At 72.3% G+C, this 14651-nt stretch carries 12 protein-coding genes; 5 read left to right on the forward strand and 7 right to left on the reverse strand.

What is annotated here, in order from left to right; translation table 11 throughout:
* The first annotated feature begins 60 nt into the window (after window positions 1–60).
* Entirely contained in the window at window positions 61–975 is a 915-nt protein-coding gene (locus tag ACFWXQ_RS19210; RefSeq protein ID WP_386268650.1) for an LLM class F420-dependent oxidoreductase, read from the forward strand.
* 399 nt (window positions 976–1374) lie between these two features.
* Window positions 1375–2319, forward strand: a complete 945-nt coding sequence (locus ACFWXQ_RS19215; RefSeq protein ID WP_383953232.1) for an SGNH/GDSL hydrolase family protein — start codon at window positions 1375–1377, stop codon at window positions 2317–2319.
* A 114-nt stretch (window positions 2320–2433) separates the two neighbouring features.
* Here the strand turns inward: ACFWXQ_RS19215 and ACFWXQ_RS19220 are convergent, their stop codons facing one another.
* Window positions 2434–3879, reverse strand: a complete 1446-nt coding sequence (locus ACFWXQ_RS19220; RefSeq protein ID WP_383953233.1) for a hypothetical protein — start codon at window positions 3877–3879, stop codon at window positions 2434–2436.
* Window positions 3880–3992: 113 nt separating this feature from the next.
* On the opposite strand from ACFWXQ_RS19220, the gene ACFWXQ_RS19225 reads away from it, so the two are divergent.
* The gene (locus tag ACFWXQ_RS19225) at window positions 3993–5270 is read left to right on the forward strand and encodes a molybdopterin-dependent oxidoreductase (RefSeq protein ID WP_383953235.1); all 1278 of its coding nucleotides are present in this window, start codon (window positions 3993–3995) and stop codon (window positions 5268–5270) included.
* A 316-nt stretch (window positions 5271–5586) separates the two neighbouring features.
* Here the strand turns inward: ACFWXQ_RS19225 and ACFWXQ_RS19230 are convergent, their stop codons facing one another.
* The 3 genes from ACFWXQ_RS19230 to ACFWXQ_RS19240 are packed head-to-tail and all read right to left on the reverse strand — an operon-like array spanning window position 5587 to window position 7699.
* Window positions 5587–6366, reverse strand: coding sequence for a methyltransferase domain-containing protein (locus ACFWXQ_RS19230; protein WP_383953237.1), 780 nt, complete (start codon window positions 6364–6366; stop codon window positions 5587–5589).
* On the reverse strand, window positions 6363–6980 hold the full coding sequence (locus tag ACFWXQ_RS19235; protein WP_383953239.1) for a DUF2064 domain-containing protein: 618 nt from the start codon (window positions 6978–6980) through the stop codon (window positions 6363–6365). The genes ACFWXQ_RS19230 and ACFWXQ_RS19235 overlap by 4 nt, the downstream gene beginning before the upstream one ends.
* Window positions 6977–7699, reverse strand: a complete 723-nt coding sequence (locus ACFWXQ_RS19240; RefSeq protein WP_386268775.1) for a glycosyltransferase family 2 protein — start codon at window positions 7697–7699, stop codon at window positions 6977–6979. The genes ACFWXQ_RS19235 and ACFWXQ_RS19240 overlap by 4 nt, the downstream gene beginning before the upstream one ends.
* Before the next feature lie 126 nt (window positions 7700–7825).
* On the opposite strand from ACFWXQ_RS19240, the gene ACFWXQ_RS19245 reads away from it, so the two are divergent.
* Both ACFWXQ_RS19245 and ACFWXQ_RS19250 read left to right on the forward strand, forming a co-directional pair.
* The gene (locus tag ACFWXQ_RS19245; RefSeq protein WP_383953241.1) at window positions 7826–8635 is read left to right on the forward strand and encodes a response regulator transcription factor; all 810 of its coding nucleotides are present in this window, start codon (window positions 7826–7828) and stop codon (window positions 8633–8635) included.
* A 2-nt stretch (window positions 8636–8637) separates the two neighbouring features.
* Complete coding sequence (locus ACFWXQ_RS19250) at window positions 8638–9750, forward strand: sensor histidine kinase (protein WP_384084797.1); 1113 nt, start codon at window positions 8638–8640, stop codon at window positions 9748–9750.
* A gap of 29 nt (window positions 9751–9779) precedes the next feature.
* Here ACFWXQ_RS19250 and ACFWXQ_RS19255 read toward each other — a convergent pair whose 3' ends face one another.
* The 3 genes from ACFWXQ_RS19255 to ACFWXQ_RS19265 form a co-directional block, all read right to left on the reverse strand.
* A complete protein-coding gene (locus ACFWXQ_RS19255) occupies window positions 9780–10781 on the reverse strand; it encodes an NAD-dependent epimerase/dehydratase family protein (RefSeq protein ID WP_383953245.1) in 1002 nt (333 codons plus the stop codon).
* A 53-nt stretch (window positions 10782–10834) separates the two neighbouring features.
* A complete protein-coding gene (locus tag ACFWXQ_RS19260; protein ID WP_383953247.1) occupies window positions 10835–12046 on the reverse strand; it encodes an NAD(P)/FAD-dependent oxidoreductase in 1212 nt (403 codons plus the stop codon).
* Window positions 12047–12185: 139 nt separating this feature from the next.
* A complete protein-coding gene (locus ACFWXQ_RS19265) occupies window positions 12186–14393 on the reverse strand; it encodes an MMPL family transporter (RefSeq protein ID WP_383953249.1) in 2208 nt (735 codons plus the stop codon).
* Between the last annotated feature and the right edge of the window lie 258 nt (window positions 14394–14651).

Consider the following 14651-nt stretch of genomic DNA (forward strand, 5'->3'; position numbering starts at 1 on the left):
GAGACTGTCTCCGTATAGTATTCGGAGACAGTCTCCGAATACTGCGTGAGGAGTCCCGCCATGGGATCCAGCCCCTCCATCCTGCACGGTCCCCTGAGGCCGGCCGGCGTCGGTGTGTGGAGTGTGCCGTTGCGCTACGGCGATCCGGGAAGGGCTGCCGAAGCCGCCGCGGAACTCGAGGAGCTCGGATTCACCGCCCTGTGGCTCCCCGACACCGGCGGATCGGTGCTCGAATCGGTGGAGAACCTGCTGAAGGCCACTGTGCGCACGACGGTCGCCACGGGCGTCCTCAACCTCTGGATGCATGACCCGGCACAGGTCGCCGCGGCCTACGCCGAACTGCGAGAAGCACACGACGACCGGTTCCTGCTCGGCATCGGCGTCAGCCAGGCGGCGGTGGTCGACGCGTCGCTGGAACCCGGCCGGTACCGGAAACCGCTGGCCGCGATGCGCGCGTACCTGGACGACCTGGATGCCGCACCCGACCCGGTGCCCAGCGACCACCGGGTGCTCGCCGCGATCGGCCCGAAGATGCTGAGCCTGTCGGCCGAGCGGGCCGGCGGCGCGCATCCCTATCTGATCCTTCCCGACAACACCCGCGAGGCCCGCGAGATCCTCGGGACCGGACCGCTGCTGGCGCCGGAACAGACGGTCGTCCTCACCGATGACGCCGACGAGGCGCGCACCATCGGCCGGGAGTTCCTCAGTGGCTACCTGTCCTATGCCACCTACGCCAACAAGATGCTGCAGTCGGGGTTCTCCCCCGACGACGTGGAGACCGTCAGCGACCGGCTCGTGGACGCGCTGGTCGCGTGGGGTGACGAAGACGCCATCCTCCGCCGTGTCGACGAACACCTCGACGCAGGCGCCGACCACGTCGCTCTTCAGGTGCTGACCGGCGACATGATGGAACTCCCGATGCGGCAGTGGCGCCGGCTGGGAGCGGCACTGGGCGACCGAGGCGCGACGGCGTAGCCCGTTCTGCCGATGCGCCAGTCGGCTCCCGCGGCGGAGCACCGTCGCGTGTCGCGGTTCCGAGCGCCGTGATGTCGTCGGCCGCGACCGCCGTGCCGTGTCGCGTCGAGCCGGCAGAACGCCAGGCCCCACGAGAGACGTCGGGCCTACCTGCGTACGACATGCCGCCGCGGGCGTACTGCGTCCCCAGTAGTCCCGGTGCCTACCACGGCATGACGACGGGGAGGGCCCCGCCGGGGGAGCCTGAGCTGGTATCCGAGACCGACTGCTCCGCGCCCGCGATCAGGGTGGCGTGTGCCGGTCATCGCCCGGCGTCCGAAGGGGAAAGCCGACCGCGTCGCGCACGCCCGCGCGACGTGCCTCTCTCCCGGACTCCCGCACTGGGAGGCAGCACACACGATGAAGGCCCGCATCACGCTCGGACTGGCCGGGGTCGTCTCGTGCGCCGCGTTCCTCACAGCGGTCGCCGTGACCAGGGACGGCGACGGTGGCACGGCATCGGCACTCCTGTCGGCCCCGCGCGGACCGTACGTCGCTCTGGGCGACTCCTACACGGCCGGCCCGAAGATCCCCGACCAGAACGGCAGACCCCCGGGGTGCGACCGCTCCGACCGGAACTACCCGGCGCTGGTCGCCGACGGCCTCGGCCTCGGCGCGGCGGAGTTCCGTGACGTCAGCTGCAGTGGGGCCACGGTTGCCGACCTGTCCGCCCCGCAGTCCACGGACGACGGCGTCAACCCGGCCCAGCTGGCGGCCGTCAGCGCCGCGACCGGCCTGGTCACAGTCGGCGTCGGCGGCAACGACATCGGCTTCGGCTCGCTGATCACCGCGTGCGTCAAGGACGGCGTCCGGTACCAGATGGAGAGCCGCTTCGAGGACGGCGCGCTGAACGACGCCCCGTGCCGGAAGCGGTACGTCTCCGGTGGCACCGACCAGGTGGCGGCGAGGATCGACACAGCGGGCGAGCGGCTCTCCGCCGCGCTGCGAGACATCGGCCGCCGGGCCCCCGAGGCACGGGTGTACGTCGTCGGCTATCCCGCGATACTGCCGGACGACGGCCGCGGCTGCGAACGTGCGACGGGCCTGGCGCCGGGTGACGTGAGCTACCTGCGGGAGAAGGAACGGCAGCTCAACGCCATGCTGCGGGACAGCGCGAAAGCCGCCGGAGCCGGGTACGTCGACACCTACACGCCCTCCGTCGGCCACGACGCCTGCGCGGACAAGGACGTGCGCTGGATCGAGCCCCTGATGCCTGCGGCCCCGGCGGCCTCCATGCACCCCAACGAGCGCGGCGAGCGAGGCATGGCGCGGGCCGTGTTGCGCGCGGTGCGGGCAGCAGGCTGAAGGCGGGCCACCGAGTCGCCGCCGGACGGTACGGCTGCGCCGCGAGCCAAGCCGGCCCTGGCCCTGGTCCTCACCGGGTCCGGGCGGCCCGCCCGCCGGGCCCGGCGCCGTCCGTCACCAGCCGGTCAGCAGCAGGTGGTTGAGAAGCAGGGCGAGCGTGGCCTGGGCCGCGAGCCAGGTGCGGGGGCGGGTCAGGAAGGCGCACGAGGCCAGTAGCCACATGACGAACGGCAGCCAGATGCGCTCGGTCTCCGCCTTGCTCATCCCGGACAGGTCGGCGATGAGCAGGGCGGCGAGCGCGGCGGCGACCAGCACGGCGAGGCGGAGTTCGGCGGAGGCGCCGGGCATGTCCGCCCAGCGCAGGACCCGTTGGCGCAGGGTCGAGCCGACCCGTACGGATCCGCCGTGGAGGTCGGGTGTGCGCCCGCGCAGAGCAGCGTCGGGGGAGGAACGTGCCCTGAGTCGTCTCCGGGTCTCCAGGAGCGTGGCGCCGGTTCGTCGCAGGCCCGCCACCGTCGCCGGACCCACGATCAGGACCGTGCAGGCGAGGTTGGCCCACACCCAGTAGCCGTAGGGCCGGATGCCGCCGGCTCCCTGGTAGTAGCGCTCGACGAGCAGCCGATACGCCTCCCACCAGTTGAAGCCCGCGAGGGTGAACACGACCGGGACGACGGCGACTCCGGCGAGGGCGTAGGGCAGCGGCCGGATTCGTCGTGGGCCGAGCAGCAGGACGGCGCCCGCGATCACCGCGAAGAGCGTGAGCCCGTAGGAGAGATAGCAGGTGAGGCCGAAGAGGAGGCCGGAGGCGAAACCGGTGAGCCGCGGCCGGTGTCCGGTGACCGCGAGGGCGAGGAACGCGATCGTCCAGGCGGCGACCGCCGCGAAGTAGCCGTCCGCGGACGTCCCCATCCATACCGCGGCCGGTGCCATCACCAGGAACGGCGCCGCCCGGCGCGCGAGTGTCTCGTCCGCGAGCGCCCGCACGGCGACCAGTACCGCCACGCACGCCGACGCACCGACGGTGATGCAGAAGGCGCCGGCCCAGCCTCCGCCGCCGAGTCCGACCCGGTCGAGCAGGACGAACGTGACCGTCGCCGCCGGAGGATGACCCGCCACATGCGCGGGCCAGTGGTCGGGGGAGTGGATCAGGATGTGTCCTGTGAAGTCCCGCAGCGTCGCGGGGATGTCCTGGAAGCGGTCGATGACCCGCAGGTACTCGTAGCTGGTCGTGAGCCGGACGGCGACCCCGCGCTGCCAGCCGTCGATCAGCGCCAGTGACCACGTCCACGCCATGGCCGTACCCCAGGCGGCGCCCAGCAGCGCGCGCCACGGCAGCCGGGCGGCCACTCGCGGCCCGTACGCCACGACGCCGACCGCGACGACGATCGCCGCAGGGGTGCCTGGACCGAGGTGGGGGCCCCAGTTCGCGTACAGGGGAGGCCACCCCACGTGCAGGGTGCCGTGCTCCCGCTCGATCGCGGTGCCGACCAGCGCGGCCGCCACGACGAGCAGCGCGGCGGCCGCGGTCGCGTACAGGTCTCGGAGAAGATCACGGGTCACGGGGGAACGCTAGGCCGCGGGGACCGCGCCGAGGCCGTGGCGCGTGCGGACGTCAGCGTTTCGTCATGTGTTGAAGGACCCTTTTCGCAGGTGCGGCGGCCTACGGTCGGCGCATGTCACGGTTGCCCACCCCGCCTGTCTCGCCCACGTCCCCCGGTTTCTGGCGCAGTCCCGTACGCGGTCCGTGGTTCACGTCGGTGCTCGGTGTCGTGCTGCTCGGCGGGATCACCGCGCTGTTCGTGACGGGGCTGCTGTCGTACGCCGCGTACAACCCGGATCTCTCGCCGGTCAACGACAAGACCCCGGACAAGGGACTGCTCGGCTTCTACCTCTTCGCCTGGCCGACACATCCTTACTGGCTGTACCGGCTCACCCAGGGCGTCCATGTCACGCTGGGCATCACGCTCGTCCCGGTCCTGCTGGCCAAGCTGTGGTCGGTCGTTCCGAAGCTGTTCGCGCTGCCGCCGGCCCGGTCGCTCGCGCACGCCCTGGAGCGGATCTCCCTGCTGTTCCTCGTCGGCGGTGTGCTGTTCGAGTTCGTGACGGGTGTGCTCAACGTCCAGCTGGACTACCTCTTCCCCGGCTCCTTCTATCCGCTGCACTTCTACGGCGCCTGGGTGTTCTTCGGCGCGTTCCTGGTGCACGTGGTGCTCCGGGCCCCCGCCGCCGTACGCAACCTGCGTCGTATGCGGGCGGGGACCGGCCCCGAGGAGGAGGCGGGCGGGGAGCCGGACTTCCCGCTGGTCTCCCCGCGGCCGGCCGAGCCCACTGTGTCCCGGCGTGGCGCGCTGTGGTTCGTCGGCGGCGGTTCACTGCTGTTGTTCGGGACCACGGCCGGACAGAACTTCGACGGTCCGCTGCGGCGCACCGCCCTCCTCGCACCGCACGGCGCCGCCGATCCGGGCAACGGTCCCGGCGGCTTCCAGATCAACAAGACGGCCGCGTCCCGGGGGATCAGCGCGCGGGAGACGCACGAGGACGTGTGGCGGCTGGTCCTCACCGGACCCTCCGGGACCGTCCGGCTGAGCCGCGCCGAACTGCTCGAACTGCCGCTGCACAGTTCGGCGTTGCCCATCGCCTGTGTGGAGGGCTGGTCGACCGGCGACCAGTGGTGGCGGGGCGTACGGCTGCGGGAACTGGCCGTCCTCGTCGGGTACGACGCGGAAGCGGCCCCCGACGTCATGGTGGAGTCCCTCCAGCGACGCGGCGCCTTCCGCAAGGCCGCCCTGCGGTCCAACCAGGTGCGTGACCCGCGCTCCCTGCTCGCCCTGGACGTCAACGGCGAGCCGCTGACCCCCGATCACGGCTACCCGGCCCGGATCATCGTGCCCGCGGCGCCCGGTGTGCTCAACACCAAGTGGGTGGCCCGGATGACGTTCGGAGACCTGTGATGCGCAGAGCGTTCCCTCCGCTCGGCAGCCCGCTGCAACTGCTGCTCCTGGCCTGCTCGTTCGCCCTCGCCGGATACGCGGGTGTGCGTCTGCTGTCCGACGACTGGTTCGGGGTGACGCTGTGGTTCGTGGGCGCGGCCGTGCTGCACGACCTGGTGTTCCTGCCGCTGTACGCGGCCGTGGACCGGGCCGTCACCGGAGTGCTCGGCGCCGCCGGCCGCCGGGCCTGGACCCTGTACGTCCGGGTGCCGGCGGCCTTTTCCGGGCTTCTGCTGCTGGTGTGGTTCCCGCTGATCAGCGGCCGGGTCGCGGACGGCTACGAGTCCGCCACCGGCCTGTCCGCGGACGGCTTCCTCGCCCGCTGGCTGCTGATCACCGCCGTGCTGTTCGGCGGTTCCGCCCTGTTGCTGGTGCTGAGGCTGCGCAGGGAGACGAAGCAGCGGCCACCGGCCGACCACTGATCCACGGTGCGCCAGCCCAGCGGGCGGGCGTACCGCAGCAGTGCCCGCGTACCGAGCCGGGCCCAGGGGAACGCGGCCCCGGTGTCACCCCGGGCGTCGGTGCCGCGCACGATACGGACGTCCGCGCGCTCGTCCACGTCCACCGGGGCTGTCTCGGCGATCAACAGGCCGCCGGGCAGCAGTAGTTGGGCCACTCTGCGGAGCAGGGCGCGCGGATCGCCGCCGATGCCGAGGTTGTCGTCCAGGAGCAGAGCGGTGTTCCAGCGGCCCTCGCCCGGCAGTGGTTCGAAGACCGAGCGCCACAGGGCGGGTCCGCCGAGGCCCAGGGTGTGGTCGACGGCGGCCTCGCTGACGTCGACACCGAGCGCGATCCGGCCCCGGGCGGCGAGTTCAGTGACCAGCCGTCCCGGCCCACACCCGACGTCGAGGACGGCACCCTCGCACCGGTCCAGGACCTGCCGGTCCACGGCGTCGGCCCGCGCACACCACCGCTCTACATCCAGCGGCAGCAGCCAGCCGTCGCCACGGCGCAGGAAGAGCGGCCCACGGCCGGCCCGGAGGGCGTCGGCATAGGGGTCGGCCGACCAGCTGTGCCCGCCGGGGTCCCGCGCCATCACCTCGTGCGCCGTGCTCATCGGCGGCCGGCCGTCCGCAGCCGGGACAGCTCCGCGGCGAAACAGCCGTGCGGCGCCAGGGCGGCGACCGCTTCGGCGTCGGCGGACGTGTCCACGTCCCGCAGCCACGGCAGATCGCGCACCCGCAGGCCGGCCGCGACGAGCCGGGCGCGCTGTACGGCGCCGGTGCCGGGCGTCGACATCGGAACCCCGCGCAGCAGCTCCGGGTCCGGCTCCGCCAGCCCGAGCGCCCAGAAGCCGCCGTCCTCGGCCGGGCCGAAGCAGGCGTCGTACCCGTCGAAGCCCGCGGTGAGCAGGGCGGGGGTGACCTGCGGTGTGTCCATCCCGATCAGCAGGGCCGGTTCGTCGCAGCCGGCGAAGGCCGCGGCCAGCCGTTCGTCGAGGCCGCCCGCACACTGCGGTACGACGTCGAAGCCGGGTGGCAGCCAGGGTCCGGGCTGTCCGTCGAGGACCAGGACCCTGCGTCGGGCCGGTGTCGCGGCCACCGCGCGCAGGGTGTCGGTGAGGGCCGCCTCGGCGAGCGCCGCCGCCTCTTCGGGGGTGAACGGCGGCGTGAGGCGGGTCTTCACCCGTCCCGGCCGCGGTTCCTTGGCGATGACGAGCAGGGTGGTCACCGGCGGGCTCCTCCTTGTGCCTGTGCTGTGGCCGCCGTGGGTACGAGGGGTCGCTCGGCCAGGACGCGGCTCATGTCCCGAACCGCCTGCCAGGTGCCGCGCCAGGTCCCGGTCACCTTCGAGGCGCCGGACCGCGGCAGATACGGGACGTCGTGCTCGGTGACGTGCCAGCCCGCGTCGGCGGCCCGCACGACCATCTCCAGCGGGTAGCCGCTGCGCCGGTCGGTCAGGTCCAGGGCGAGCAGCGCCTCACGGCGGGCGGCACGCAGCGGACCGAGATCGTGCAGGCGCAGACCGGTGCGGCGGCGCAGCATCAGCGCGAGTGCGAGATTGCCCGCCCGGGCGTGCACGGGCCAGGCGCCGCGGCCCCGAGGCCGGCGCCGCCCGAGCACCAAGTCGGCCTCGCCGCCCCGGACTTCGTCCACGAACGGCACGAGCAGGGCCGGGTCCAGCGAGGCATCGCAGTCGCAGAAACACACGATGCCGGCCGTGGCCGCGGTCAGTCCCGCATGGCAGGCGGCGCCGAAGCCGCGGCGCGGTTCACGGACGACGGTGGCGCCCAGTTCCCGGGCGATCTCCGCCGAGCCGTCGGTGGAGCCGTTGTCCACGACAAGGGCACGCCAGCCGGACGGAATGCGGGCGAGTACCCAGGGCAGTGCCTCGGCCTCGTTCAGACAGGGGAGGACGACGTCGACGTCCTCAGGTGTGGAGGGGGTCATCACGGCTCTCACCCTACGAACGCAAACCACGCATATCGGTCTTCGGCTCCTTACGAAACACGGACGTCAGGGCCGGTGGACCACTCGAGAGCGACGCTCAAAGGCACGCGGTGCGAGGCTGGCCGTATGGAACAGCAACCGCACGAGTCGGTGGCGGGCGCCTCCGCCGACGGACGGACCGGGACGGCACGCGTCCTCGTCGTCGACGACGACCCCACGGTCGCCGAGGTCGTCTCGGGCTACCTGGATCGCGCCGGGTACCTGGTGGACCGGGCCGAGGACGGGCCGACCGCCCTCGCAGGCGCCGCCGCACACTGGCCGGACCTGGTGGTACTCGATCTGATGCTGCCCGGCATGGACGGCCTGGAGGTGTGCCGCCGGCTGCGCGGCCGCGGCCCCGTGCCCGTCATCATGCTCACCGCCCGCGGCGACGAGGACGACCGCATCCTCGGCCTGGAGGTGGGGGCGGACGACTACGTCACCAAGCCGTTCAGCCCTCGGGAGCTGGTGCTGCGGGTGGAGTCGGTCCTGCGCCGCACGAGGCCCCGCGCGGGCACGCGTTCCCACAGCGCGGCCGGACTCACCGTCGACCCGGCCGCGCGCCGCGCCACCAAGAACGGCGGCGAACTCGCCCTCACCCTGCGTGAGTTCGACTTGCTGGCGTTCTTCCTGCGGCATCCGGGCCGGGCGTACAGCCGCGAGGACCTGATGCGGGAGGTGTGGGGCTGGGACTTCGGCGACCTCTCGACCGTCACGGTCCACGTCCGACGGCTGCGCAACAAGGTCGAGGACGATCCGGCCAGGCCCCGCCTGATCCAGACGGTGTGGGGGGTTGGCTACCGGTTCGATCCCGCAGGTCCCGCAGGTCCCTCTGATCCTGCCGACCCTTCTGGTCCTTCCGGTTCCCCCGGGTCTTCCCCTCAGGGCGAGGAGTGATCATGCGCGACACCCTCCTCATCGCTCTGTACGCCTTCCTCGGTGCCGGGGCGGCCGGCCTGCTCGGCGCGGGAACACTGTGGATGCTGCGCCGCCGCTCCCTGACCACCTCCCTCACAGTGGTGGCCGCCGTCGCAGTGACCGCGATGCTCGCGGGCACCCTGGCCGTGGCTCAGGCGATGTTCCTGTCCGCACACGACCTGTCCGTGGTGACGACGGTGGTCGCGATGGCGGCCGTCGTCTCCCTGGCCGCCGCCCTGCTGCTGGGCCGCTGGGTGGTCGCCCGCAGTCGCGAACTCGCCCTCGCCGCCCGCTCCTTCGGCGACGACGGCGACTTCACGGCACCCCACGGTGCGGCCACCGCTGAACTGGCCGCGCTCAGCCGCGAGTTGCAGACCACCAGCGCGAAGCTCACCGAATCCAGGCAGCGCGAGCGCGCCCTGGAGGCCTCCCGCCGTGAACTCGTCGCCTGGATCTCGCACGATCTGCGCACCCCGCTCGCGGGCCTGCGCGCGATGGCCGAGGCGCTGGAGGACGGTGTCGCCGCCGACCCGGACCGCTATCTGAAGCAGATCCGCACCGAGGTCGAACGCCTCAACGACATGGTCGGCGACCTCTTCGAACTCTCCCGCATCCACGCCGGCAGCCTGGCTCTGTCGCTCTCCCGGATGTCCGTCTACGACCTGGTCGGCGATGCCCTCGCCGGGGTGTATCCGCTGGCCCGCGAACACGGGGTGCGACTCGTCGGCGACGGCGTCGAGCCCCTGCCGGTCGAGGTGGACGGCAAGGAGATGAGCCGTGTGCTGGGCAACCTCCTGGTCAACGCGATCCGGCGCACCCCCGCGGACGGCACCGTCATGGTGGCCGCCGAACGTCTGCCCGACGGCGTGGTGTTGTCCGTGACGGACGGCTGCGGCGGCATCCCCGAGGAGGACCTGCCCCGCGTCTTCGACACCGGATGGCGCGGCACCCACGCCCGCACGCCTCCGGCAGGCGCCGGGCTCGGCCTGGCCATCGTCCGCGGCATCGTGGAGGCCCACCAGGGCCGGGCCACCGTACGCAACATCCCCGGTGGCTGCCGCTTCGAGGTGGTGCTGCCCGCGGCCGCTTCCTGAAGCGGGCAGCACCACCGGTCCAAGCGAGGCTACGCGCCACGCATCCCGGCTCGCGCGAACTCCCGCATGCCCTCGGTGAAACCGACCTCCGGCTTCCACCCCAGCTCCGCCCGCAGCCGGGACGAGTCGGCCGTGATGTGCCGCACGTCGCCCAGCCGGTACTCGCCGGTCACGACCGGCTCGGGCCCGCCGTCCGCCGCGGCCAGCGCCCTCGCCATCTCGCCGACCGTGTGCGGCTCACCGCTGCCGGTGTTGTACGCGGTGAGCGCTCCTGCGGCCGAATCCGCCTCCAGCGCTGTCGCATTGGCCGTCGCGATGTCCCGTACGTGCACGAAGTCGCGCCGCTGACGGCCGTCCTCGTACACACGCGGAGCCTCACCCCGGGCGAGCGCCGAACGGAAGAAGGAGGCGACTCCGGCGTACGGCGTGTCCTTGGGCATCAGGGGCCCGTACACGTTGTGGTAGCGCAACGACACCGCCGACCCACCCGTCGCGCGCGCCCAGGCGGCGGCCAGATGTTCCTGGGCGAGCTTGGTGGTGGCGTACACGTTGCGCGGGTCCACCGGCGCGTCCTCGCCGACCAGCCCCGGCGACAACTCCTCCCCGCATGCCGGGCACCGCGGCTCGAAGCGCCCGGCCGCCAGGTCGGTGACGTCCCGGGGCCCGGGCCGAACCACCCCGTGCCGAGCGCACGTGTACCTGCCCTCCCCGTAGACCACCATCGAGCCGGCCAGCACCAGGCGCCGGACGCCCTTCTCGGCCATGGCCGTGAGCAGTACGGCGGTGCCGAGGTCGTTGCGGGAGACGTACTCCGCCGCGTCGGCGAACCCGGTACCAAGGCCGACCATCGCCGCCTGATGACACACGGCGTCCATACCGGCCAGGGCACGGGCGACCGCCTCCGGGTCCCGGACGTCCGCATCGGGATCAGCACGTACGTCGAACACGGCGGGCTCGTGCCCGCGCGCCCGAAGCGCCTCGACGACATGGGACCCGATGAACCCGGCACCGCCGGTGACCAGTACTCGCATGCGCCCACGTTAGGGCGGCACACCGGCCGGACCCCCGGGCCGCGCGCACCACGTCACGAGTCCGTAAGACGCTGCGCTGTCCGCAAGGCCGGTGCCTCGTTGCGCTTGGCCTGCAGCAGTTGCCGGCGCTTGTCGTCCTTGAAGGGCCAGGTGTGCGAACCGGGCTTGCGCGCCTCGTCCGCCAGACGCTTGAGCAAGCCCTTGTAACTGCTCTCCTTGATCTTCACGGCAAGGCGGCCACCGATGGAGAACCTGTTCGCGCTGTCGTCCTTGGAGGCGAGCTGAACGGTGGCCGCGCGATGGCCCAGGCTGACGCACAGGCCGAAGAAACCCACGCTGATGGACGCGGGCTGCTCACCCGCGATCCGGCTGAGCACCGTGTCGGCGGCGTGCGCGCCCAGCGGGCCGGCGGCCTGGCAGCTCATCCGCAGCGGCAGATCCGACGGTGCCGCCGAGTCCCCGGCCGCGACGATCCGCGCGTCGTCCACACTCGTCAACGTCTCGTCCGTGAGCAGGCGGCCCAGGGCGTCCGTGCTCAGCCCGCTGCGCAAGGCCAGGTCCGGCACGCCGAAACCGGCGGTCCAGACGGTCACCCGGCTCGGCAGCTCGCGGCCGTCGCTGAGCCGCACGGCATCGCGCGTCACGGCCGTCACCCTCGCGCCGGGGCCTTCGAGTACGGTCACGCCGAGTTTGGCCAGCTGCTTGGCGATCGAGCGCCGAACGCGGGGATGCAGATACGGCCCGAGCGTCTCGCCGCACACCAGGGTGACCCTGCGGCCCGCCTCCGCCAGCTCGGCGGCGGCCTCGATGCCGAGCGGACCGGCTCCGACCACCGTCACCGCGGCCGTCGCCGGCGCGTCGTCGAGGACCGACCGCAGCTGCTGCGCCTCCTCCAGGGCCGCGATCGGGTAGGCGAACTCGGCCGCTCCGGGCACGTCCGGGTCGGCGCTGCCGCTGCCCACCGCGTAGATCAGGTAGTCGTAGCCGACGGTGTCCCCGGCCGCCAACTCCACACTGTGCTCGGCCGCGTCGATCCGCGCGGCGGTGTCGACCACCAGACGGACGCTCGGGGCCAGGACCTCTCGGTAGTCGACGACCATGTCGTTGGACCCGCCCACCGCTTGGTGCAGGCGGATCCGGTGAACGAAGACCGGGCGCGGGTTGATCAGGGTCACGGTCACGTCGTCGCGCTGCGTCAGGCGGTTGGCCGCCATGACGCCGGCGTAGCCGCCGCCGATCACGACCACATCAGTGTTCTCAGCCATGGTCTCTCCCTCGTTCGCAGTGGGTTCGGCCTCAAGACGCCGCCCGACCGGACCTTGTGACAGGTTGTGAGGCAGACCACTTGAGGCCACTTCAGACCACTTCGCATGCGTGGAGCGCGGCGCGTTTGAGCCTGTGACTTCAGCTGATTCGGGCAGTGGGGGCCGGCGCGGCCTCGGAAGGAGGCGGGACGTCGTCGCGCTCCACACCCTCCACACCCTCCACACCCTCCACGTTCTCCACGGCGATGCGGGGCAGCCGGCGGTCGAGCGGCCGGGGCAGCCACCAGGCGGCGCGCCCCAGCAGTGCCATGGACGCGGGCACCAGCACCATGCGGACGATCGTGGCGTCGAGCACGATGGCCGTGGCCAGCCCCAGGCCCATCATCTTGACGAGTGGCGAGGGGTTGGCGACGAAGCTGAGGAAGACCACCGTCATGATCAGCGCGGCGGAGGTGATCACGCGGCCCGTGACCGCCATACCGCGTGCCACCGACTCGGTGGGGTCACCCGTGGCGTCGTACTCCTCGCGGACGCGCGAGAGCAGGAACACCTCGTAGTCCATGGACAGGCCGAAGAGGACCGCGAAGAAGATCGTCGGCAGGGGCGAGACGATCGGCAGGGTCTCATGGAGGTTGAACAGCCCTCCCAGCCAGCCCCATTGGAAGACGGCCACCACGACGCCGTACGCGCCGCCTATGGACAGCAGGTTCATCACGGCGGCCTTCAGCGGAACCGCGACGGACCGGAACACCAGCATCAGCAGCAGGAACGACACCACGAGGATCGCGGCGATGAACACCGGCAGGGTGTCGGCGAGTTGACGGGTGAGATCGTCGGTCATGGCGGTCAGGCCCGACACCGCGACATTGTCGGGGATGATGCCGCGGACGCGTTCGAGGGTGTCGGAGGTCGCGGCGTCCGCAGGGGCGGTGGTGGGCAGCACGGGCAGCACGACCGTGTCCCCGGCCGCGGAGAACCGGGGCTCGCCGAGCGACGCGATGCCGGGGTCGTCGGCGACACGCCGGGACAACTCGGGGATGCCCTCGGCGTCCACACCCGGGTCACGCAGGTCTGCGACGAGGAGCAGTGGGGCGTTGAAGCCGGGACCGAAGCCCTCCGCCAACAGGTCGTAGGCGCGGCGGTGGGTGGTGCTGGTCGTGTCGTTGCCCGCGTCGGGGAAACCCGTCTCCATGCGCAGCGCCGGGATCGCCAGGGCCAGCAGCACCGCGGACCCGGCCAGCAGGTAGGGCCACGGCCGACCGGAGACGCGGTGCGCGAACCGCCACCATGCCGTCTTCTCGGGGCTGTCGGACTTCTTGACGCGGCGCGTACGAAGGCTCCGCCGCCCCTTGTGGATGCGGTCGCCGAGCAGGGACAGCAGGGCGGGCAGCAACGTCAGGGCGGTCGCCACGGCGAACAGTACGACCAACGAGGTGCTCAGGCCGATCGAGGTCAGAAAGCCCAGGCCGGTCAGCGCGAGCGCGCTCATCGCCACGACCACGGTGCCCCCGGCGAACAGCACGGCCGCGCCGGACGAACTCATGGCGTTCGACAGCGCGGTGGAGTTGTCCTGGCCGGCCGCTCGGTTCTCGCGGCAGCGCGCCACGATGAACAGGGCGTAGTCGATACCGACACCCAGGCCGATCATCGCGCCGATCGTGGGCGCGGCGGTGGACACGTCCGTCGCATTGGCCAGCAGCACGATGCTGCCCAGGCCGGCCGCGACGGCGACCAGGGCGAGCGCGATCGGGACCAGCGCGGCCACGATGGTGCCGAACGCGACCACCAGGATGACCAGTGCGCTCAGCAGGCCCGCCGCCTCCGCGCCCGAGGTCGGAGTCTCGGCGTTGATGAACACCGCGTCGCCCCCGAGTTCGGCGACGACACCGTCGCCGCGTACTGGCTCGATCGCGTCGTTGAGGGCGTCGATCTGCTCGGGGCGCACCTTCATCGACGGTACGTCGAAGTCGATCTGGACGTAGCCGATCCGTCCGTCGGGCGAGACCGAGCCCGCGGTGAAGGGATCGGTGACCGTGGCGACGTGCTCCACCTCGGCGGCGCGGCCGACGGCCGCCTCGACAGCCGTCCGGTGGCGGTCGATCCGCTCTCCTTCCGGCACGGCGAAGACGGCGACGGCGCTGCCGCCGGACGCTTCGGGGAAGCGCTCCTCCAGCAGTTCCATCGCCTTCTCGCTCTGGCTGCCGGGAGCGACGAGGTCGTCGACGAACGAGCCGCCGACCAGCCCGGCAAGGGGCAGCACGAGCGCCAGGGCGGCCACCCAGGCCCCGATGGTCACCCACGGTCGGCGGGCGCTCGCGTCGCCGATACGGCGCGTGAGTCGATTCATGGCTGCAACTCCTGGGAGACGGCCGCCGACCGGCGGCACCTGTTGGCTGGGCTCGTGCGGGATGGCCGCCGTCCGGTGGCACGGTCGGCTGGGCTCGTACGGGACAGCCGCCGTTCGCGGCACCGGCCGGTGCGCGGCGGCAGGAGGTGTTCGAGCGGTTCCATCGTGGGCGCCGACGCCGCTGCCGTCTCCCGCCGTCAGGAGGGTTGGACGCCCCCACGCGCGACGGGAAATACGAGCGAACGTCTCCGCCGGGGG

This window comes from Streptomyces sp. NPDC058697 (assembly GCF_042715345.1).
Classification (GTDB): domain Bacteria; phylum Actinomycetota; class Actinomycetes; order Streptomycetales; family Streptomycetaceae; genus Streptomyces; species Streptomyces liliifuscus.